The organism is Streptomyces sp. NPDC058671 (assembly GCF_042716475.1).
In the GTDB taxonomy this organism is placed as follows: domain Bacteria; phylum Actinomycetota; class Actinomycetes; order Streptomycetales; family Streptomycetaceae; genus Streptomyces.
The window spans coordinates 25,708-39,919 of record NZ_JBHXSA010000012.1 but is presented as its reverse complement, the minus strand read 5'-3'; the positions used below and the strand labels follow the sequence as shown (position 1 = coordinate 39,919).

Genomic DNA, 14,212 nt, shown 5'->3' with positions numbered 1-14,212 from the left:
GGTGACCCGACCCCCTGATGGATCAAACGAGCCGGGGGTTACCATATGAGCGCCGCCTAGCTCGAAAGATAATCTTGTGACTGTCAATGACGACTCGTTCACCAGTTGGAAGAACCGCGAGGAGATCGCGGAGTCGATGATCCCGATCATCGGGAAGCTGCACCGGGAGCAGGACGTCACCGTCCTCCTCCACAGCCGCTCCCTGGTGAACAAGTCGGTGGTCAGCATCCTCAAGACCCACCGCTTCGCCCGGCAGATAGCCGGCGAGGAGCTGTCGGTCATCGAGACGCTCCCCTTCCTCCAGACGCTCACGACCCTCGACCTCGGCCCGTCGCAGATCGACATCGGCATGTTGGCCGCCGAGTACAAGACCGACGACCGTGGACTCTCGGTGGCGGAGTTCACCGCCGAGGCCGTCGCCGGTGCCACCGGCGAGAACAAGATCGAGCGCCGTGACGGACGCGACGTCGTCCTCTACGGCTTCGGCCGCATCGGCCGCCTCGTCGCCCGCCTCCTCATCGAGAAGGCCGGTTCGGGCAACGGTCTGCGTCTGCGCGCGATCGTCGTGCGCGGCGGCGGCGAGCAGGACCTCGTGAAGCGTGCCTCGCTGCTGCGCCGCGACTCCATCCACGGCCAGTTCCAGGGCACGATCACGGTCGACGAGGCGAACAGCACCATCGTCGCCAACGGCAACACGATCAAGGTGATCTACGCCAACGACCCCTCCGAGGTCGACTACACGGCGTACGGCATCGAGAACGCCATCCTCATCGACAACACCGGCAAGTGGCGCGACCGCGAAGGCCTCTCCAAGCACCTGCGCCCCGGCATCGACAAGGTCGTCCTGACCGCGCCCGGCAAGGGTGACGTGCCGAACATCGTGCACGGCGTCAACCACGACACGGTGAAGCCGGACGAGCAGATCCTGTCCTGCGCCTCCTGCACCACCAACGCGATCGTCCCGCCGCTGAAGGCCATGGACGACGAGTACGGCGTGCTGCGCGGCCACGTGGAGACGGTCCACTCGTTCACGAACGACCAGAACCTCCTGGACAACTACCACAAGGCCGACCGTCGCGGCCGGTCCGCGCCGCTCAACATGGTGATCACCGAGACCGGTGCCGCCTCGGCCGTCGCCAAGGCGCTTCCGGCGCTGAAGGCCCCGATCACCGGCAGCTCGATCCGCGTCCCCGTCCCGGACGTCTCGATCGCGATCCTGAGCCTGCGGCTGGGCCGCGAGACCACGCGCGACGAGGTCCTCGAGTACCTCAGGGACGTCTCGCTGCACTCGCCGCTGAAGCGACAGATCGACTTCACCACGGCCCCCGACGCCGTCTCCATGGACTTCGTCGGCTCGCGTCACGCGTCGATCATCGACGCCGGCGCGACCAAGGTCGACGGCGACAACGCGATCCTCTACCTCTGGTACGACAACGAGTTCGGCTACTCGTGCCAGGTCATCCGGGTCGTCCAGCACGTCTCCGGCGTGGAGTACCCGACCTTCCCGTCCCCGGCGGTCTGATCCACCCGCCCGACGGCCCGACGGCGCGCCGCACCTCCTGACGGGGGTGCGGCGCGCCGCTCGTCGTGGGGAGCAGGGAGTGAACCGACCACGACGGCCCGGCGTCCCTCCCCCCATGAAGACGTTCGGGCACCTGATGCGCCAGCTGCTGCTCTTCGCGGTGCTCCAGGCCCGTTGCTGCGCCTTCGCGTTCGCGCTCGTCGGCGGCATCGCGGTCTCCACCCTGCTGCCCGAACTGCCGATCGCCCGCTACGACCTGCTGCTCCTGTACGGGATCGGGCTCACCCTGGTCGCGTGGAAGGTCGGCTGGGACACCGGGCGGGACGTCGTCGTCATCGCCGGCTGCCATGTCATCGGTCTTCTCTTCGAGTTGGTCAAGGTACGGATGGGTTCCTGGAGTTACCCGGAGGACTCGCTGACGAAGGTCGGCGGAGTGCCGTTGTACGGCGGTTTCCTCTACGCGGCCCTCGGCAGTTACGTCTGCCGGGCGTGGCGCCTGCTCGACCTACGGCTCACGGGCTACCGGCCGCGTGTCACCGCGGTCCTCGCCGCCGCCGTGTACGTCAACTTCTTCAGCCACCACTGGCTGCCCGACGCGCGGTGGGCCCTGGCCGCGCTCCTCCTCGTCGCGACGGCGGGGACCTGGGTGCGGTTCCGGGTGGGTGAGCGGGATCACCGGATGCCGCTGGCCCTGTCGTTCGTCCTGATCGGGTTCTTCCTGTGGGTCGCGGAGAACGCGGCCACGTACGTCGGCGCCTGGAGCTATCCGAACCAGCTGGACGGCTGGCAGCCCGTGTCCGTCGCCAAGTTCGGCGCGTGGGCGCTGCTCATCACGGTCACCTTCGTCCTCACGGCGCACCGGGGGCGGCCCACGGGCCCGGTCCCGTCGGCGGTGAGTCCGTGGCAGACCCGCCGCCGACGGGAGTAGGCGGTTCCGTGCGCTCCCCCGGCCTACGTGCTAGAGTCACAGCAGTTGCAGTCGTGGTTCCCAAAGAAACTTACAAGTGCCTTTGACGATTCGACATCGTCAGGCACTTTCTGTGTTTTCGGTGCAGTTTTCCGGACGGGGCAATCATCACGGCGACTCCGGGTTTCGCACAGTGCGGACCCCTGGGCTACGCCCCGAAGGAGATTTATTATGGCTAACGGCACCGTGAAGTGGTTCAACGCTGAAAAGGGCTTCGGCTTCATCGAGCAGGAGGGTGGCGGCCCGGACGTCTTCGCCCACTACTCCAACATCGCCACCTCTGGCTTCCGTGAGCTCCAGGAAGGCCAGAAGGTGACCTTCGACGTCACGCAGGGCCAGAAGGGCCCCCAGGCGGAGAACATTCTCCCCGCCTGACGTTGACACGTCCGACGCAGCTGGGGCCCTCACCCGTGTGGTGAGGGCCCCGGCTCGTTGTATTTTCCAGGCATTTCACGGACCGGACGTCGATTTCCCTCCCGTCGGCACGGCCGGATCCGCACGCATACGGCGTTCGGTACGTTCCTGTAATTCATTGGGCCGACAGCCCGTCGCGAATTCCTCGAAGCGCACCGTCTCGAGGAAGGCCCCCATGGACAGCACCCACAGCACCTCCCGTACCGACAAGGCACGACGCGCCGCCGCGGCGCGGGACGAATTCGCGGTGACGGCCTCCGTCACCCCCGCCCTGCCGCCGGCCGCCACCTTCGCCGAGCTCGACCTGCCGGCCGAGGTCCTCGGCGTGCTCACCGGTCTCGGCCTCGACGAGCCGTTCCCGATCCAGTCCGCGACCCTGCCCGACGCCCTCGCGGGCCGTGACGTCCTCGGGCGCGGCCGGACCGGCTCCGGCAAGACCCTCGCGTTCGGCCTGCCCCTGCTCGTACGCGTCGCGGGGCGCCGCGCCGAAGCCCGCAAGCCGCTCGCGCTGGTCCTCGTGCCCACCCGTGAACTGGCCCAGCAGGTCACCGACGCCCTCGACCCCTTCGCGCGCGCCCTGAAGGTGCGCCTGGCCACCGTCGTCGGCGGCATGTCGATCGGACGGCAGGCCACCGCGCTGCGCGACGGGGCCGAGGTGCTGGTCGCCACACCCGGCCGGCTCATGGACCTCGTCGAGCGCAAGGACTGCCGTCTGGACCGGGTGGGCGTCACCGTCCTGGACGAGGCCGACCAGATGGGCGACATGGGCTTCATGCCGCAGGTCACCGAGCTCCTCGACCTGGTGCGTCCCGAGGGCCAGCGGATGCTGTTCTCGGCGACGCTCGACCGCAACGTCGACCTGCTCGTCGAGCGCTACCTCACGGACCCGGTCGTCCATTCCGTGGACCCGTCGGCCGCCACGGTGTCCACCATGGACCACCACGTGCTCCAGGTGCACGGCGCCGACAAGTTCGCCACCGCCACGGAGATCGCGGCCCGTGACGGGCGCGTCATCATGTTCCTCGCCACGAAGGCCGCCGTCGACCGCTTCACCCGGCATCTCCTCGGCAGCGGTGTGCGCGCCGCCGCCCTCCACGGCGGCAAGTCCCAGCCGCTGCGGACCCGCACCCTGGAGCGCTTCCGGAGCGGTGAGGTCCCGGTCCTCGTCGCCACCAACGTGGCGGCGCGCGGCATCCACGTCGACGAGGTCGACCTCGTCGTCAACGTCGACCCGCCCGCCGACCACAAGGACTACCTGCACCGGGGCGGGCGCACCGCCCGCGCCGGCGAGTCCGGTGCCGTCGTCACCCTCGTCACCTCCGAGGAGCGGCGGGACGTGGCGCGCCTGATGGCGGAGGCCGGCATCCGGGCCGAGGTCACCCAGGTCCGCTCGGGCGAGGCGGTACTGAGCCGCATCACCGGCGCGCGTACCCCCTCGGGCGTCCCCGTCGACGGCAGCGCGCCCAGCAAGGAGGGCCCCAAGCGCGGCGGCGCCGCCTTCCGCGGCATGGGCACCGTCCCGGGCCGTCCCGGCCGCGCCAAGAACGAGTCCCGGCGGGCCGCGGAGGCCCGTAAGACGGCCGAGGCGCGCCAGGCCGCGAGGATCCGCCGCGGCGGCTGAGGGCGTCGCGCCGGCCCGGCAAGGGGTGTGCAAGCGGTCGGCGGCCGCGGGAGCCCTCAGTGCAGCGGGAGCCGTACCTCGATGGTCTTGCCGCCTCGTGGCGGGAGTCGGAGCCGGATCTCCAGAGCGAGCAGTCTGATCAGGGGCCAGCCGAAGCCGCCCTCCCCCAGGCCGGCCTCGCGCTTCCTGCCCTGTCCGCCGGTGAGGTGGGGCAGCTCGCCGCTCGCGTCCGCGACGGTGATCGTCATCGCCCCGCGGTCGCACTCCACTCCGAAGCCGGTGAGGCCGCCCCCGTGCCGCAGCGCGTTGCTCACCAGCTCGGACGTCACGAGGAGGGCGTCGCCCAGGGCGGTCGGGGACGGCGGGCTTCCCGTGCCGGCCACGGCCCGTGCGAAGGCCTCCGCGACCTGGGCCCGCGCACCGGCGGCGTCACGCGGAATCCAGGAGCGGACGCTGTCCGGCGTGTGCTGCCCTGAGGTCACTGATCTGCCCTCCCGGTCTCTCGTTCCGCCCGGCCGGTCGTCCCTTCACGGGGCCCCTGCCCCGACCCGCGCGTCGCACTCCCTCTTCCCCTCGTACGAGGGGCGGGACCGTATTCGTGCGATGACACGAAGATCTTTGCGGTATGGATGCGGCAAGGCGGTCGGGGGCAGACGCGGCGTACGGCCATTCGGGTGACGACGGCCGCTGGACCGGAGGGTGAGTGGGATGACTGAGCGTGACAACGGGCGGGGCCGTGACGAGACCACGGACGAACGCGCGGACCGGCAGTGGCAGGACGTCCTGCAGGAGATACGGGTCGCGCAGACGGGTGTGCAGATTCTCCTCGGTTTTCTGCTGACCGTCGTCTTCACCCCCCGGTTCGCGGACCTCGGCTCCACCGACAAGACGATCTACATCGTGACGGTGATCCTGGGCTCGCTGGCCACGGGCGCGCTCATCGGCCCGGTCTCCTTCCACCGTCTCGTCTCCGGACGCCGGCTCAAGCCCCAGGCGGTCGCCTGGGCGTCCCGGCTCGTCATGACCGGGATCCTGCTCCTGCTCGCCACCCTCACCGCCGCGCTCTTCCTCATCCTGCGCGTGGCCACCGACGACTCCCTCGTCGCCTATCTGGTGGGACCCGTCCTCGCGTGGTACCTGCTGTGCTGGTTCGCCCTGCCCCTGTGGGCCCGGCGCCGGCACGGTTCCCACGCCGACGAGTGACGGACGCGGCGCGGGGTAGCCGCACGGCGACCCCCGCCGGACGCGCCGGAAGGAGAAGGACCATGCCTCGTGGATCCAGCCCCAAGCGGGAGCGGCAGTACGAGCACATCAAGGAGAGCGCGGAGGACCGCGGCGAGAGCCCTGAGCGCGCCAAGGAGATCGCCGCCCGCACGGTGAACAAGGGACGGGCCCGGCATGGCGAGTCCAAGACATCGAGCAAGCTGTCCCGGGAGGACATGTCCTCCGGCGAGCGCGGGGGCCGGCGCTCCCACAGCGGCGCCGCGGGGCGCACGTACGACCAGCTCTACGAAGAGGCGAAGCGGCGCAACATCGACGGCCGCTCGAAGATGAACAAGGCCGGCCTCGAGCGCGCCCTCGGCGGCGACGGCTGAGACGGCCGCCGACGCGAGCGGCCGCCCCTCGGGTGCCCCGGGTCAGCGATCCTGGACGCGCCGGAACGGGCGGTCCGCCTCCAATGCGAACGCGACCTCCAGCAGCGTCCGTTCGCTGCCCGGCCGGCCCGAGAACATGACGCCGACGGGCAGTCCCTCCTCCGTGGCGCTCGCGGCGGGCACCGAGATCGACGGTGTACCGACGACGTTGTTGACCGGGGTGAAGGCGACGTACGCGAGGATCCGGTCGATCAGGGTCCGGTAGGGGACCGTCGGGCTGAGGTGACCGATCTCCGGTGTGGTGTGGGCCAGTACGGGTGTGAGGACCAGGTCGAGTCCCCGGAACGCCGCCGCGTACGCCTCCCTCGTGCGCTTCAGGCGCCGCAGCACGCCCGGGGTGCGCCGCCAGCCCCGCAGGTAGTCCTCGCGCAGTCCGCGGCTGAGTCCGTCCATCCGGCGCCGGTCGAAGTCCGCGCCGAGGGACCGGCCGGTGACACCGAGGAGGAACGACAGCATCCCCCAGTAGCTGAGGAAGTCCTCGGTGAAGCGGGGGTCGAGGGTCAGTTCCACCGGTTCCACGGTGTGCCCGAGCCGTTCGAGCGTGGTGGCCGTCTCCCTCACGGCCGCCCTGGTGGCGGGGTCGGCGGGGACGCCGTTCGGCGAGTCGAGCAGGAACCCGATGCGCAGCCTTCGCCCGGAGGGGCCCTCGACCAGGCCCACGGGCGGGAGCCGGGGGTTGCGCCAGTGCGCCTCGGCGGCGGCGAGGAACGCGGCGGTGTCCCGCACGGAACGGCTCACGATGCCGTCGGAGACGATGTCGAGGGGGAGCTGCCGGCTCTGGGCGTTCGTCACGACCCGGCCCCGGGTCGGCTTGAGGCCGACGAGTCCGCAGCAGGCGGCCGGAATGCGGATCGAACCGCCCCCGTCGTTGGCGTGGGCGATCGGCACCGCCCCCGCGGCGACGAGCGCCGCGCTGCCGCCGGACGAACCACCCGCCGAGTAGCCCGTGTTCCAGGGGTTGCGCACCGGTTCCGCGCCGTCGTACTCCGTGGCGGGGCTGAATCCGAACTCGGGCAGCCGGGTCTTGCCCAGGACGGTGACTCCGCTGCTCAGGAACTGCCGGGTGAAGGGCGCGTGCCGCCGGGCGACCCTCGGCGTGAAGGCGGCGCTGCCGTGGCCGGTGGGCAGGCCCAGGTAGTCGGTGTTGTCCTTGACGAACGTCGGCACACCCGCGAACGCACCGCCTCCCGCGCCCGCCTCCCGCGCGGGAGGGTCGATGTGGACCTGGACGGCGCGGAGCCGCGCCTCGACCGCCCGTACCCGCTCGGCCGCGTCCCGGGCCGCCTCCGCCGCGCCGACCTCACCCCGCCGGATGGCGTCGGCGAGACCGACGGCGTCGTACTCCCCCAGCGCGTCGTCCCGGTAGGCGTGCACCGTCGCCCGTTCCTCGAAAGTCGTCACCGCTGCCTCAGCCCCCGGCCGTGTGGATGGTTGACCGCAAGAATGCCCTACCGGCCGGTAACACGCGAGGGGTTCGGGCCCCGCCCTCTCCCCGTCCCACCGGGCGGACCCGTGCAGAATGACCGCATGACCATGGAGATCACCCCTGTGCGGGTGTGGCGAGCCGGTGCCGCGCCGGGACCCGTGGCGCCCCTCGCGGACGGGACGGTGGCGCTCTGGCTGCTGCGGGTGGCGGCGGACCCCGAGGCGTACGGCCTCCTCGACGCCGAGGAGCGGCAGCGGTGGAAGGCGCTGAAGCGGGAGGGCGACCGGGCGCGGTACCTCGCCGCGCACGGCGGTGTGCGGCGTCTGCTCGGGCGCTACCTGGACGTGCCGCCGGGCGAGGTCGCGTTCGTCAGGGAGGACTGTCCGCTGTGCGGCGGGCCGCACGGCCGGCCGGCCGTGCGGGGCGGAGGCGTCCACTTCTCCCTCTCGCACAGCCGGGACCTGGTCCTCGTCGGGGTCGCCGGGAGACCGGTGGGGGTGGACGTCGAGGCGTACCCGGAGGCCGGGACGTCGGACCTCGTCGCGGTCAGCCTGCACCCGAGGGAGCGGGAGGAGTTCGCCCGGCTGCCCGCGGACGGCCGGGCCGCCGCGTTCGCCCGGTGCTGGGCGCGCAAGGAGGCGTACCTGAAGGGCACGGGCGCAGGACTCGCCGGAGGGCTGCCACGGACGTACGTCGGCACGGGCCCCGAACCGGCGACGGTGCCGGGGTGGTCACTGACCGACGTTCCGGTCGCGCCCTCCTTCGCGGCGGCCGTCGCCGTACGGGAAGGGCACTGACGCTCCGCCCGGTCGGGCGTCGGGTGACCGCGTTCGGCGCGGTCGGACGTCCTCCTCACCTACCGGCCGATGGCGTCGAGGCCCTTGCCCAGGTCCTCCCGGTTCATGACCGGTGAGTACGTGATCCTGGCGCCGAGCTCCATGAAGAAGGGTTCGGAGAACTTCGGCATCTGGGAGGGGTCGGTCATGTCGAAGAAGAGATACGCCGTCCGGCAGCCGCTCTCGGTGCCGAAGTAGGCGGCCTCGGGGTGGAGTTCGCTCAGCGCGCTCTCCATCGTCTTCTGCAGGGTGCCCTGCCTGATGGCCTCGTTGGAGGCCTGTGTGTCCATCTGAACTTTCAGCAGCATGCGCATGGCGCGGCCTTTCGCGACCGGGCAGGCGCGTCGTCGGTACGCCCTCGACACCCGGACGCCCTTCATTCCAGCGTCCTCCTTCGAGGACGGGGGGACCACTCGGGCGGCCGGGTCGGGGCGAAGGCCGGTCAAGGCGCTTCGGTGACCGGTCTCAGTGGCCCGCGAGTTCGCCGGTGAGCCTGGCGTGGAGGTCGGAGCTGAGGCGGTCGAGGCCGGTGATCTCGACGGTCTTGCCCCGCTGGGCGTACTTGTTCTCGATGGCGTCGAGGGCGGCGACGGAGGAGGCGTCCCAGATGTGCGCAGCGCTCAGGTCGATGACGACCTTGTCCGGGTCGCCCGCGTAGTCGAACTGCCCGACGATGTCGTCGGACGAGGCGAAGAACAGCTCTCCGGTGACCCGGTAGACGACGGTGGCGCCGTCGGGGGCGGTCACGGGGGTGACCTCGGCGAGGTGGGCCACACGCTTGGCGAAGATGACCATGGCGGTGACCGAGCCGACGACGACACCGACGGCCAGGTTGTGGGTGACCACGACGCAGACGACGGTGATCACCATCACGGCGATCTCCCCTGCGGGCATCCGCCGGAGCGTCTTCGGGGCGACGGAGTGCCAGTCGAAGGTCGCGAACGTCACCATGATCATGACGGCGACCAGTGCTGCCATCGGGATGTCGGAGACGAGCGGGCCGAAGACGACGCACAGCACCATGAGGAACGCGCCCGCGAGGAACGTCGACAGCCGGGTGCGGGCGCCGGAGACCTTCACGTTGATCATCGTCTGGCCGATCATGGCGCAGCCGCCCATGCCGCCGAAGAAGCCGGTGACGATGTTCGCGACGCCCTGGCCGATGGACTCGCGGGTCTTGTTCGAGCGGGTGTCGGTGATGTCGTCGACGAGCTTGGCGGTCATCAGCGACTCCATCAGGCCGACGAGCGCCATGGCGAAGGCGTACGGGGCGATGGTCGTCAGGGTGTCGAGCGTGAAGGGCACGTCCGGGAGCCCCGGCACGGGAAGCGAGGACGGCAGGTCGCCCTTGTCGCCCACGGTCGGGACGGCGATGGCCGCGCCGACGGTGATGGCGGTGAGGATGACGATGGAGACCAGGGGCGCGGGGACCACCGTGGTGACCCTCGGGAAGAACACCATGAGGGCCAGACCGCCGACGACCAGCGGGTACACGGCCCACGGCACGTTCCGCATCTCCGGGACCTGGGCCATGAACATCAGGATGGCGAGCGAGTTGACGAAGCCGACCATCACCGAGCGCGGAATGAACCGCATCAGCTTCGCGACTCCCAGCGCGCCCAGGATCACCTGGCAGACACCGGCCAGGATGACGGCGGCGATCAGGTAGCCCAGGCCGTGTTCGCGGTTCAGCGGCGCGATGACGAGCGCGACGGCGCCGGTGGCGGCCGAGATCATCGCCCGCCGGCCGCCGACGACCGAGAGGACGACGGCCATCGTGAAGGAGGTGAACAGGCCGATCGCCGGGTCGACACCGGCGATGATCGAGAACGAGATCGCCTCGGGGATCAGCGCCAGCGCGACGACGAGACCGGCCAGCACCTCGGTGCGCCACACCTTCGGATCACGCAGCCAGTCGGGCTTCGGACGACGCAGGTACGCGGCCGGGGACAGAGCGGAAGCAGCAGGGGACAAAGGAGGGAAACCTGTCGGGCTCGGGGCGGGGCGGGACGAGGCCCGGCAGCACGGGCGTCACAGCGGACGGACGGATTCGGTGGGCGTCGGCGGCTCGCGCACGCTTCCGTCCCGCTCACTCCCGCCGGAAACGGATCTTCGCCGGGGGCGCCCTCGACCCCGACACGTCAGCGGGAAGGCGACGGCACGCCGCTCTCACCCCCGGCAACTCTACTCGCCGTACGACGCCCGCCCCCGTACGGCGATCACGCCGGTGGCGGCGGAGGGGCCGTCATCACCCAGCGGAGGCCGCCGGTGATCGCACGGCCCCCCGGACGGGCCAGCGGCAGCATCAGCCGGGTGGCGGCCGGCGGGTCGAGGAACGTCCTCGCCCAGGCGGGCAGCAGCTCGACCGCCGCGGCCGCGAGGAACGCGTAGGGAAGCCTGGCGACCGCCGGCAGCGGCGGTTCCGAGAGCAGGAAACGGGCCGCCGACCGGGACGCGGGTGTGGCCCGCAGCTCCGGCCGGTACTCGGCCAGGCGCGCCGAGAGGCCGGCGCGGGTCCCGGGCGGGCGCTCCGCACCCAGACGCCGCGCCACCTCGGCCATGTCGGCCACGTAGCCGTCCGCCCCGGCCGGGTCGAGCGGAGCCCGTCCGTACCGTTGGTGGGCCTGGAGGAAGCACGCCGTCTCGGCGACGTGCACCCAGCCGAGGAGATGCGGGTCGGAGGCGCGGTACGGCACGCCCTCGGGCGTCGTTCCCCGGATCCGGTCGTGCACCTCGCGCACGCGTGTCACCGCCGCTTCCGCGTCCTCGCTGGTCCCGAACGTCGTGACGGCGAGGAACGTGCTGGTCCGCTGGAGGCGCCCCCACGGGTCGCCCTGGAAGCCCGAGTGGGCCGCGACGGCCGCCATCGCGGTCGGGTGCAGCGACTGGAGCAGCAGGGCGGCGAGGCCGCCGATGTACATCGACGCGTCCCCGTGCACGGTGCGGACGGGACGGTCGGGGCCGAACCAGCGCGGGCCCGGCGTGCCGTGGATGCGCGCGCGTTTCCGGTGCGCCTCGGGGCCCGCGACCCGGTGGAGCAGGGACTCACCGGCTCGCTCCCGCAGGGCGAGGACGTAGGACGGAGACCGTGGCACACCTCCAGTATGGCTCCCGGTCTGCCCGCGACCGCTCCCTCGCCCCGGCCTCGACGGTCACCCGGATGCCCGCGCCGCGCCGCGCATGAAGCCACGCGCGGAGGGCAGCCGCCCCGTGGCGGCAGGTGCGCCGGCGTCCGTACCGCCACCGCCGTCGGTCGAGTGGTCAGCGGAACCGGGCGGCGCACCGCCGGTGCCCGGAGGCGAGCGGTACGTCATGTGGTGCCCGGAGGCGATCGATGAGCTTTCCCCTGCCCGACAGCGTCGACGCCCTCAAGGGCATGATCGGCCGTGAGGTCACGTCGCTGCGGGCGACGGTTCGCCGGCACACGGAACGCGCGGTGGCCCCGACGGCCGGTGCGGACATGACGTCGCCGTTGCAGTCCCTGGCGGTGCTGCCGCCCTCCGCGGAGACGGACGGGGCCGCCCGGTGCCTGTGTGGCACCCACGAGCCCGGCGGCAGCGGAGTCTGCTCGGTGCTCGCCGCGATCCCGGTCTCCGCCGTGCTCCTCGAACCGGTGTGGGGCGACGCGGCGGCCGTCCTGGACTTCAGGATCGTGGCGGGCAACCGCGTCAGGTCGGCGGACTGGCTGGAGCCGCCGGACCACCAGGTCGGCCAGCGGTTCCTGGAGGCGCGGCCCGGCGCGGCGCACTCCGGTCTGCTCTCCGCCCTCGCGGACGTGGTGGACACCGGAAAGCCCCTGGCCGGCCTGGTGGTGGACTACACCGAGCAGCGGCTCGGCCGGATCCACCGCACTCCCCTGCTGTACTCCGCCGCCCGGTGCGGGGAGCAGGTGCTGGCGACGTGGCGGCCCGTGCAGACCCAGGCGGAGCTCCTCACCATCGACGCCCAGTTCCTCGCGTCGATGGGGTGGGGGAACTGGGACCTGCTCTCCGGAAAGGTGACCTGGTCGGAGGGGCTGAGCCGGATCTTCCACGCCGACGTGCGCATGCCGTGGACCCTGGACCAGCTGTGCGACGCACTGCTGCCGGACGATCTCACGGCGTTCTCCGAGTTCCTCACCTCCGTGCTGGCGGGCGAGGAGCCCGCATGGACCCGGATCCGTTTCCTGGTCCTCGGCGAGGTCCGTACGCTCGACCTCCTCGGGCGGCCCGTCACCGGGACGGACGGCCGGACCTGGGCCGTCAACCTGGTGGCCCGCGACCTCACCCCGCAGATCCGCAGCCGTCGGCGCCTCGCCGAGACGGAGCGGGAGTCGGACCGGCTGCGGCGCATGACGGAGGCGGAACGCAAGGTCGCGGACGCGCTGCGGGAGGCGATCCTTCCCACGCACTCGGAGGCCCTCGCGGCGGTCGGGCTGACGGTGGCCGCCTCCTACCGGCCGGTCGAGCCCGACGCGGCGGTGGGCGGCGACTGGTACAAGTGCCGGCTCCTTTCCGACGGCCGGGTGCTGGTGGCGATCGGCGACGCGTCGGGGCACGGTCTGGACGCCGTCGCGCGGATGGCCCAGCAGCGGCACGCGCTGGCCGGCCTGGCCCAGACGGGATCGTCGGCCGGGGAGATCACCACCTGGATGAACGACCTGGTGTGCAGCGATCCCACCGGGCACACCGCCACGATGGTGGCCGGCCACCTCGACGAGGACAAGGTCCTGCACTGGGCCGACGCCGGCCACCCCGCGCCGCTGCTGCTGCGCGACGGACGTGCCGAGGTGCTGGCGACGGAACAGCGCGGTCCGCTCCTCGGAGCGCTGCCGGGGTACGCGTACGAGACCTCGTCGACCCCGCTGCTGCCGGGCGACATGCTGGTGCTCTACACCGACGGCATGGTCGAACGGCGTGGCGAGGACGTGACCGTGGGCATCGACCGGCTGGCCGCCGCGGTCGAGGCGTCGTCCCCCGCGGCCCCCCGGCAGGTGATCGACGCGCTGCTCGCGGACGCGGAGATCGCGGGGCACGAGGACGACGCGTGTGTCCTGGCGATCCGGGTGGAGTGACGGCCGGGGGGGGCGGGACGGCAGGGGGCGTGTGACGCCCGAGGGATGGTGCGACTCCGGGGACGTGGGGCGCCCTCCCGGGGGGCGCTAACACCCCCGGGGTGGGCCGGTCGGTCAGTCGCCGAGGAGGCGGCGGGCTTCCGACAGGAGGCGGAGGAGTTCGGTGCGGGAGGGGTCGCCGGCCGGGTCCGGGGCCGGGAGCGGGGCCGGAAGGCGTGGGGTGTGCGTCAGGAGGACGTTCAGGGCGACCGCCGCCTGGCGGGCGAAGAGACACAGCAGGTCGAGCTCCGTCAGGCTGGACCGGGCCTGGGGGGACGGGTCGAGCACCTCCAGAACCCCGAGAACCCGGTTCCCGTGGATCAGGGGGGCGGCCATCAGCGCGTTCGGCACGTAGCCGGTGGACTCGGCTATGTCCCGGTCGAAGGGCGCGCCCCCGCGCAGGTCGTCGACCACCATCGGCTCCCCCGACGCGGCGACCCATCCGGCGATCCCCCGGCCCGCCGGAAAACGCCGGCCGACCAGGAAGTCCTGGCCCTGCCCGGAGACGGCCTCGAAGACGAGCTCGTCCGCCGCGGCCTCCAGGAGCAGGATCGAACTCGCCTGGGCGCCGAAGAGGGCGCGTGCGGTGTCCACCACCGACTGGAGCAGCTCCTCCATGGCCGGATCGGGCTGGCGTGCCGCGGAGGCTACGGGAGTGATCGTCTGAGCCATCTGGGTT

The 14,212-nt window shown here is 71.9% G+C and carries 14 protein-coding genes; 8 read left to right on the top strand and 6 right to left on the bottom strand.

Annotation, left to right across the window (positions count from 1 at the left end):
• Positions 1-76 precede the first annotated feature (76 nt).
• From ACFWV2_RS16975 to ACFWV2_RS16960, 4 genes are all read left to right on the top strand, one after another.
• Complete coding sequence (locus ACFWV2_RS16975) at positions 77-1,522, top strand: glyceraldehyde-3-phosphate dehydrogenase (RefSeq protein WP_384405810.1); 1,446 nt, start codon at positions 77-79, stop codon at positions 1,520-1,522.
• A gap of 136 nt (positions 1,523-1,658) precedes the next feature.
• Complete coding sequence (locus ACFWV2_RS16970; RefSeq protein ID WP_384405954.1) at positions 1,659-2,450, top strand: DUF817 domain-containing protein; 792 nt, start codon at positions 1,659-1,661, stop codon at positions 2,448-2,450.
• 210 nt (positions 2,451-2,660) lie between these two features.
• A complete protein-coding gene (locus tag ACFWV2_RS16965) occupies positions 2,661-2,864 on the top strand; it encodes a cold-shock protein (RefSeq protein WP_030218719.1) in 204 nt (67 codons plus the stop codon).
• Positions 2,865-3,078: 214 nt separating this feature from the next.
• Complete coding sequence (locus tag ACFWV2_RS16960; RefSeq protein WP_384405809.1) at positions 3,079-4,524, top strand: DEAD/DEAH box helicase; 1,446 nt, start codon at positions 3,079-3,081, stop codon at positions 4,522-4,524.
• 56 nt (positions 4,525-4,580) lie between these two features.
• On the opposite strand, the gene ACFWV2_RS16955 is transcribed toward ACFWV2_RS16960, so the two are convergent.
• Complete coding sequence (locus tag ACFWV2_RS16955) at positions 4,581-5,006, bottom strand: ATP-binding protein (protein ID WP_384405808.1); 426 nt, start codon at positions 5,004-5,006, stop codon at positions 4,581-4,583.
• Between the two features lie 226 nt (positions 5,007-5,232).
• Between ACFWV2_RS16955 and ACFWV2_RS16950 the strand changes: the two genes are divergently transcribed.
• Positions 5,233-5,727 (top strand): DUF6328 family protein, encoded by a 495-nt coding sequence (locus ACFWV2_RS16950; RefSeq protein WP_384405807.1) that lies wholly within the window; start codon positions 5,233-5,235, stop codon positions 5,725-5,727.
• Between the two features lie 62 nt (positions 5,728-5,789).
• Positions 5,790-6,119 carry a plasmid stabilization protein gene (locus ACFWV2_RS16945; protein WP_384405806.1) on the top strand — a complete coding sequence of 110 codons (330 nt, stop codon included), beginning with the start codon at positions 5,790-5,792 and terminating at the stop codon, positions 6,117-6,119.
• Positions 6,120-6,161: 42 nt separating this feature from the next.
• Here ACFWV2_RS16945 and ACFWV2_RS16940 read toward each other — a convergent pair whose 3' ends face one another.
• Entirely contained in the window at positions 6,162-7,580 is a 1,419-nt protein-coding gene (locus tag ACFWV2_RS16940) for an amidase (RefSeq protein ID WP_384405805.1), read from the bottom strand.
• A gap of 126 nt (positions 7,581-7,706) precedes the next feature.
• Between ACFWV2_RS16940 and ACFWV2_RS16935 the strand changes: the two genes are divergently transcribed.
• Positions 7,707-8,402 carry a 4'-phosphopantetheinyl transferase family protein gene (locus ACFWV2_RS16935; RefSeq protein WP_384405804.1) on the top strand — a complete coding sequence of 232 codons (696 nt, stop codon included), beginning with the start codon at positions 7,707-7,709 and terminating at the stop codon, positions 8,400-8,402.
• Between the two features lie 59 nt (positions 8,403-8,461).
• Here ACFWV2_RS16935 and ACFWV2_RS16930 read toward each other — a convergent pair whose 3' ends face one another.
• The 3 genes from ACFWV2_RS16930 to ACFWV2_RS16920 form a co-directional block, all read right to left on the bottom strand.
• The gene (locus ACFWV2_RS16930; RefSeq protein WP_384405803.1) at positions 8,462-8,821 is read right to left on the bottom strand and encodes a hypothetical protein; all 360 of its coding nucleotides are present in this window, start codon (positions 8,819-8,821) and stop codon (positions 8,462-8,464) included.
• Between the two features lie 85 nt (positions 8,822-8,906).
• Positions 8,907-10,394: a SulP family inorganic anion transporter gene (locus ACFWV2_RS16925; RefSeq protein ID WP_384405953.1), complete on the bottom strand. Its 1,488-nt coding sequence runs from the start codon at positions 10,392-10,394 to the stop codon at positions 8,907-8,909.
• 266 nt (positions 10,395-10,660) lie between these two features.
• Complete coding sequence (locus ACFWV2_RS16920) at positions 10,661-11,536, bottom strand: oxygenase MpaB family protein (protein WP_384405802.1); 876 nt, start codon at positions 11,534-11,536, stop codon at positions 10,661-10,663.
• A gap of 239 nt (positions 11,537-11,775) precedes the next feature.
• Between ACFWV2_RS16920 and ACFWV2_RS16915 the strand changes: the two genes are divergently transcribed.
• Positions 11,776-13,494 (top strand): PP2C family protein-serine/threonine phosphatase, encoded by a 1,719-nt coding sequence (locus ACFWV2_RS16915; RefSeq protein ID WP_384405801.1) that lies wholly within the window; start codon positions 11,776-11,778, stop codon positions 13,492-13,494.
• A gap of 114 nt (positions 13,495-13,608) precedes the next feature.
• On the opposite strand, the gene ACFWV2_RS16910 is transcribed toward ACFWV2_RS16915, so the two are convergent.
• On the bottom strand, positions 13,609-14,205 hold the full coding sequence (locus ACFWV2_RS16910; RefSeq protein WP_384405800.1) for a GAF domain-containing protein: 597 nt from the start codon (positions 14,203-14,205) through the stop codon (positions 13,609-13,611).
• Positions 14,206-14,212 lie beyond the last annotated feature (7 nt).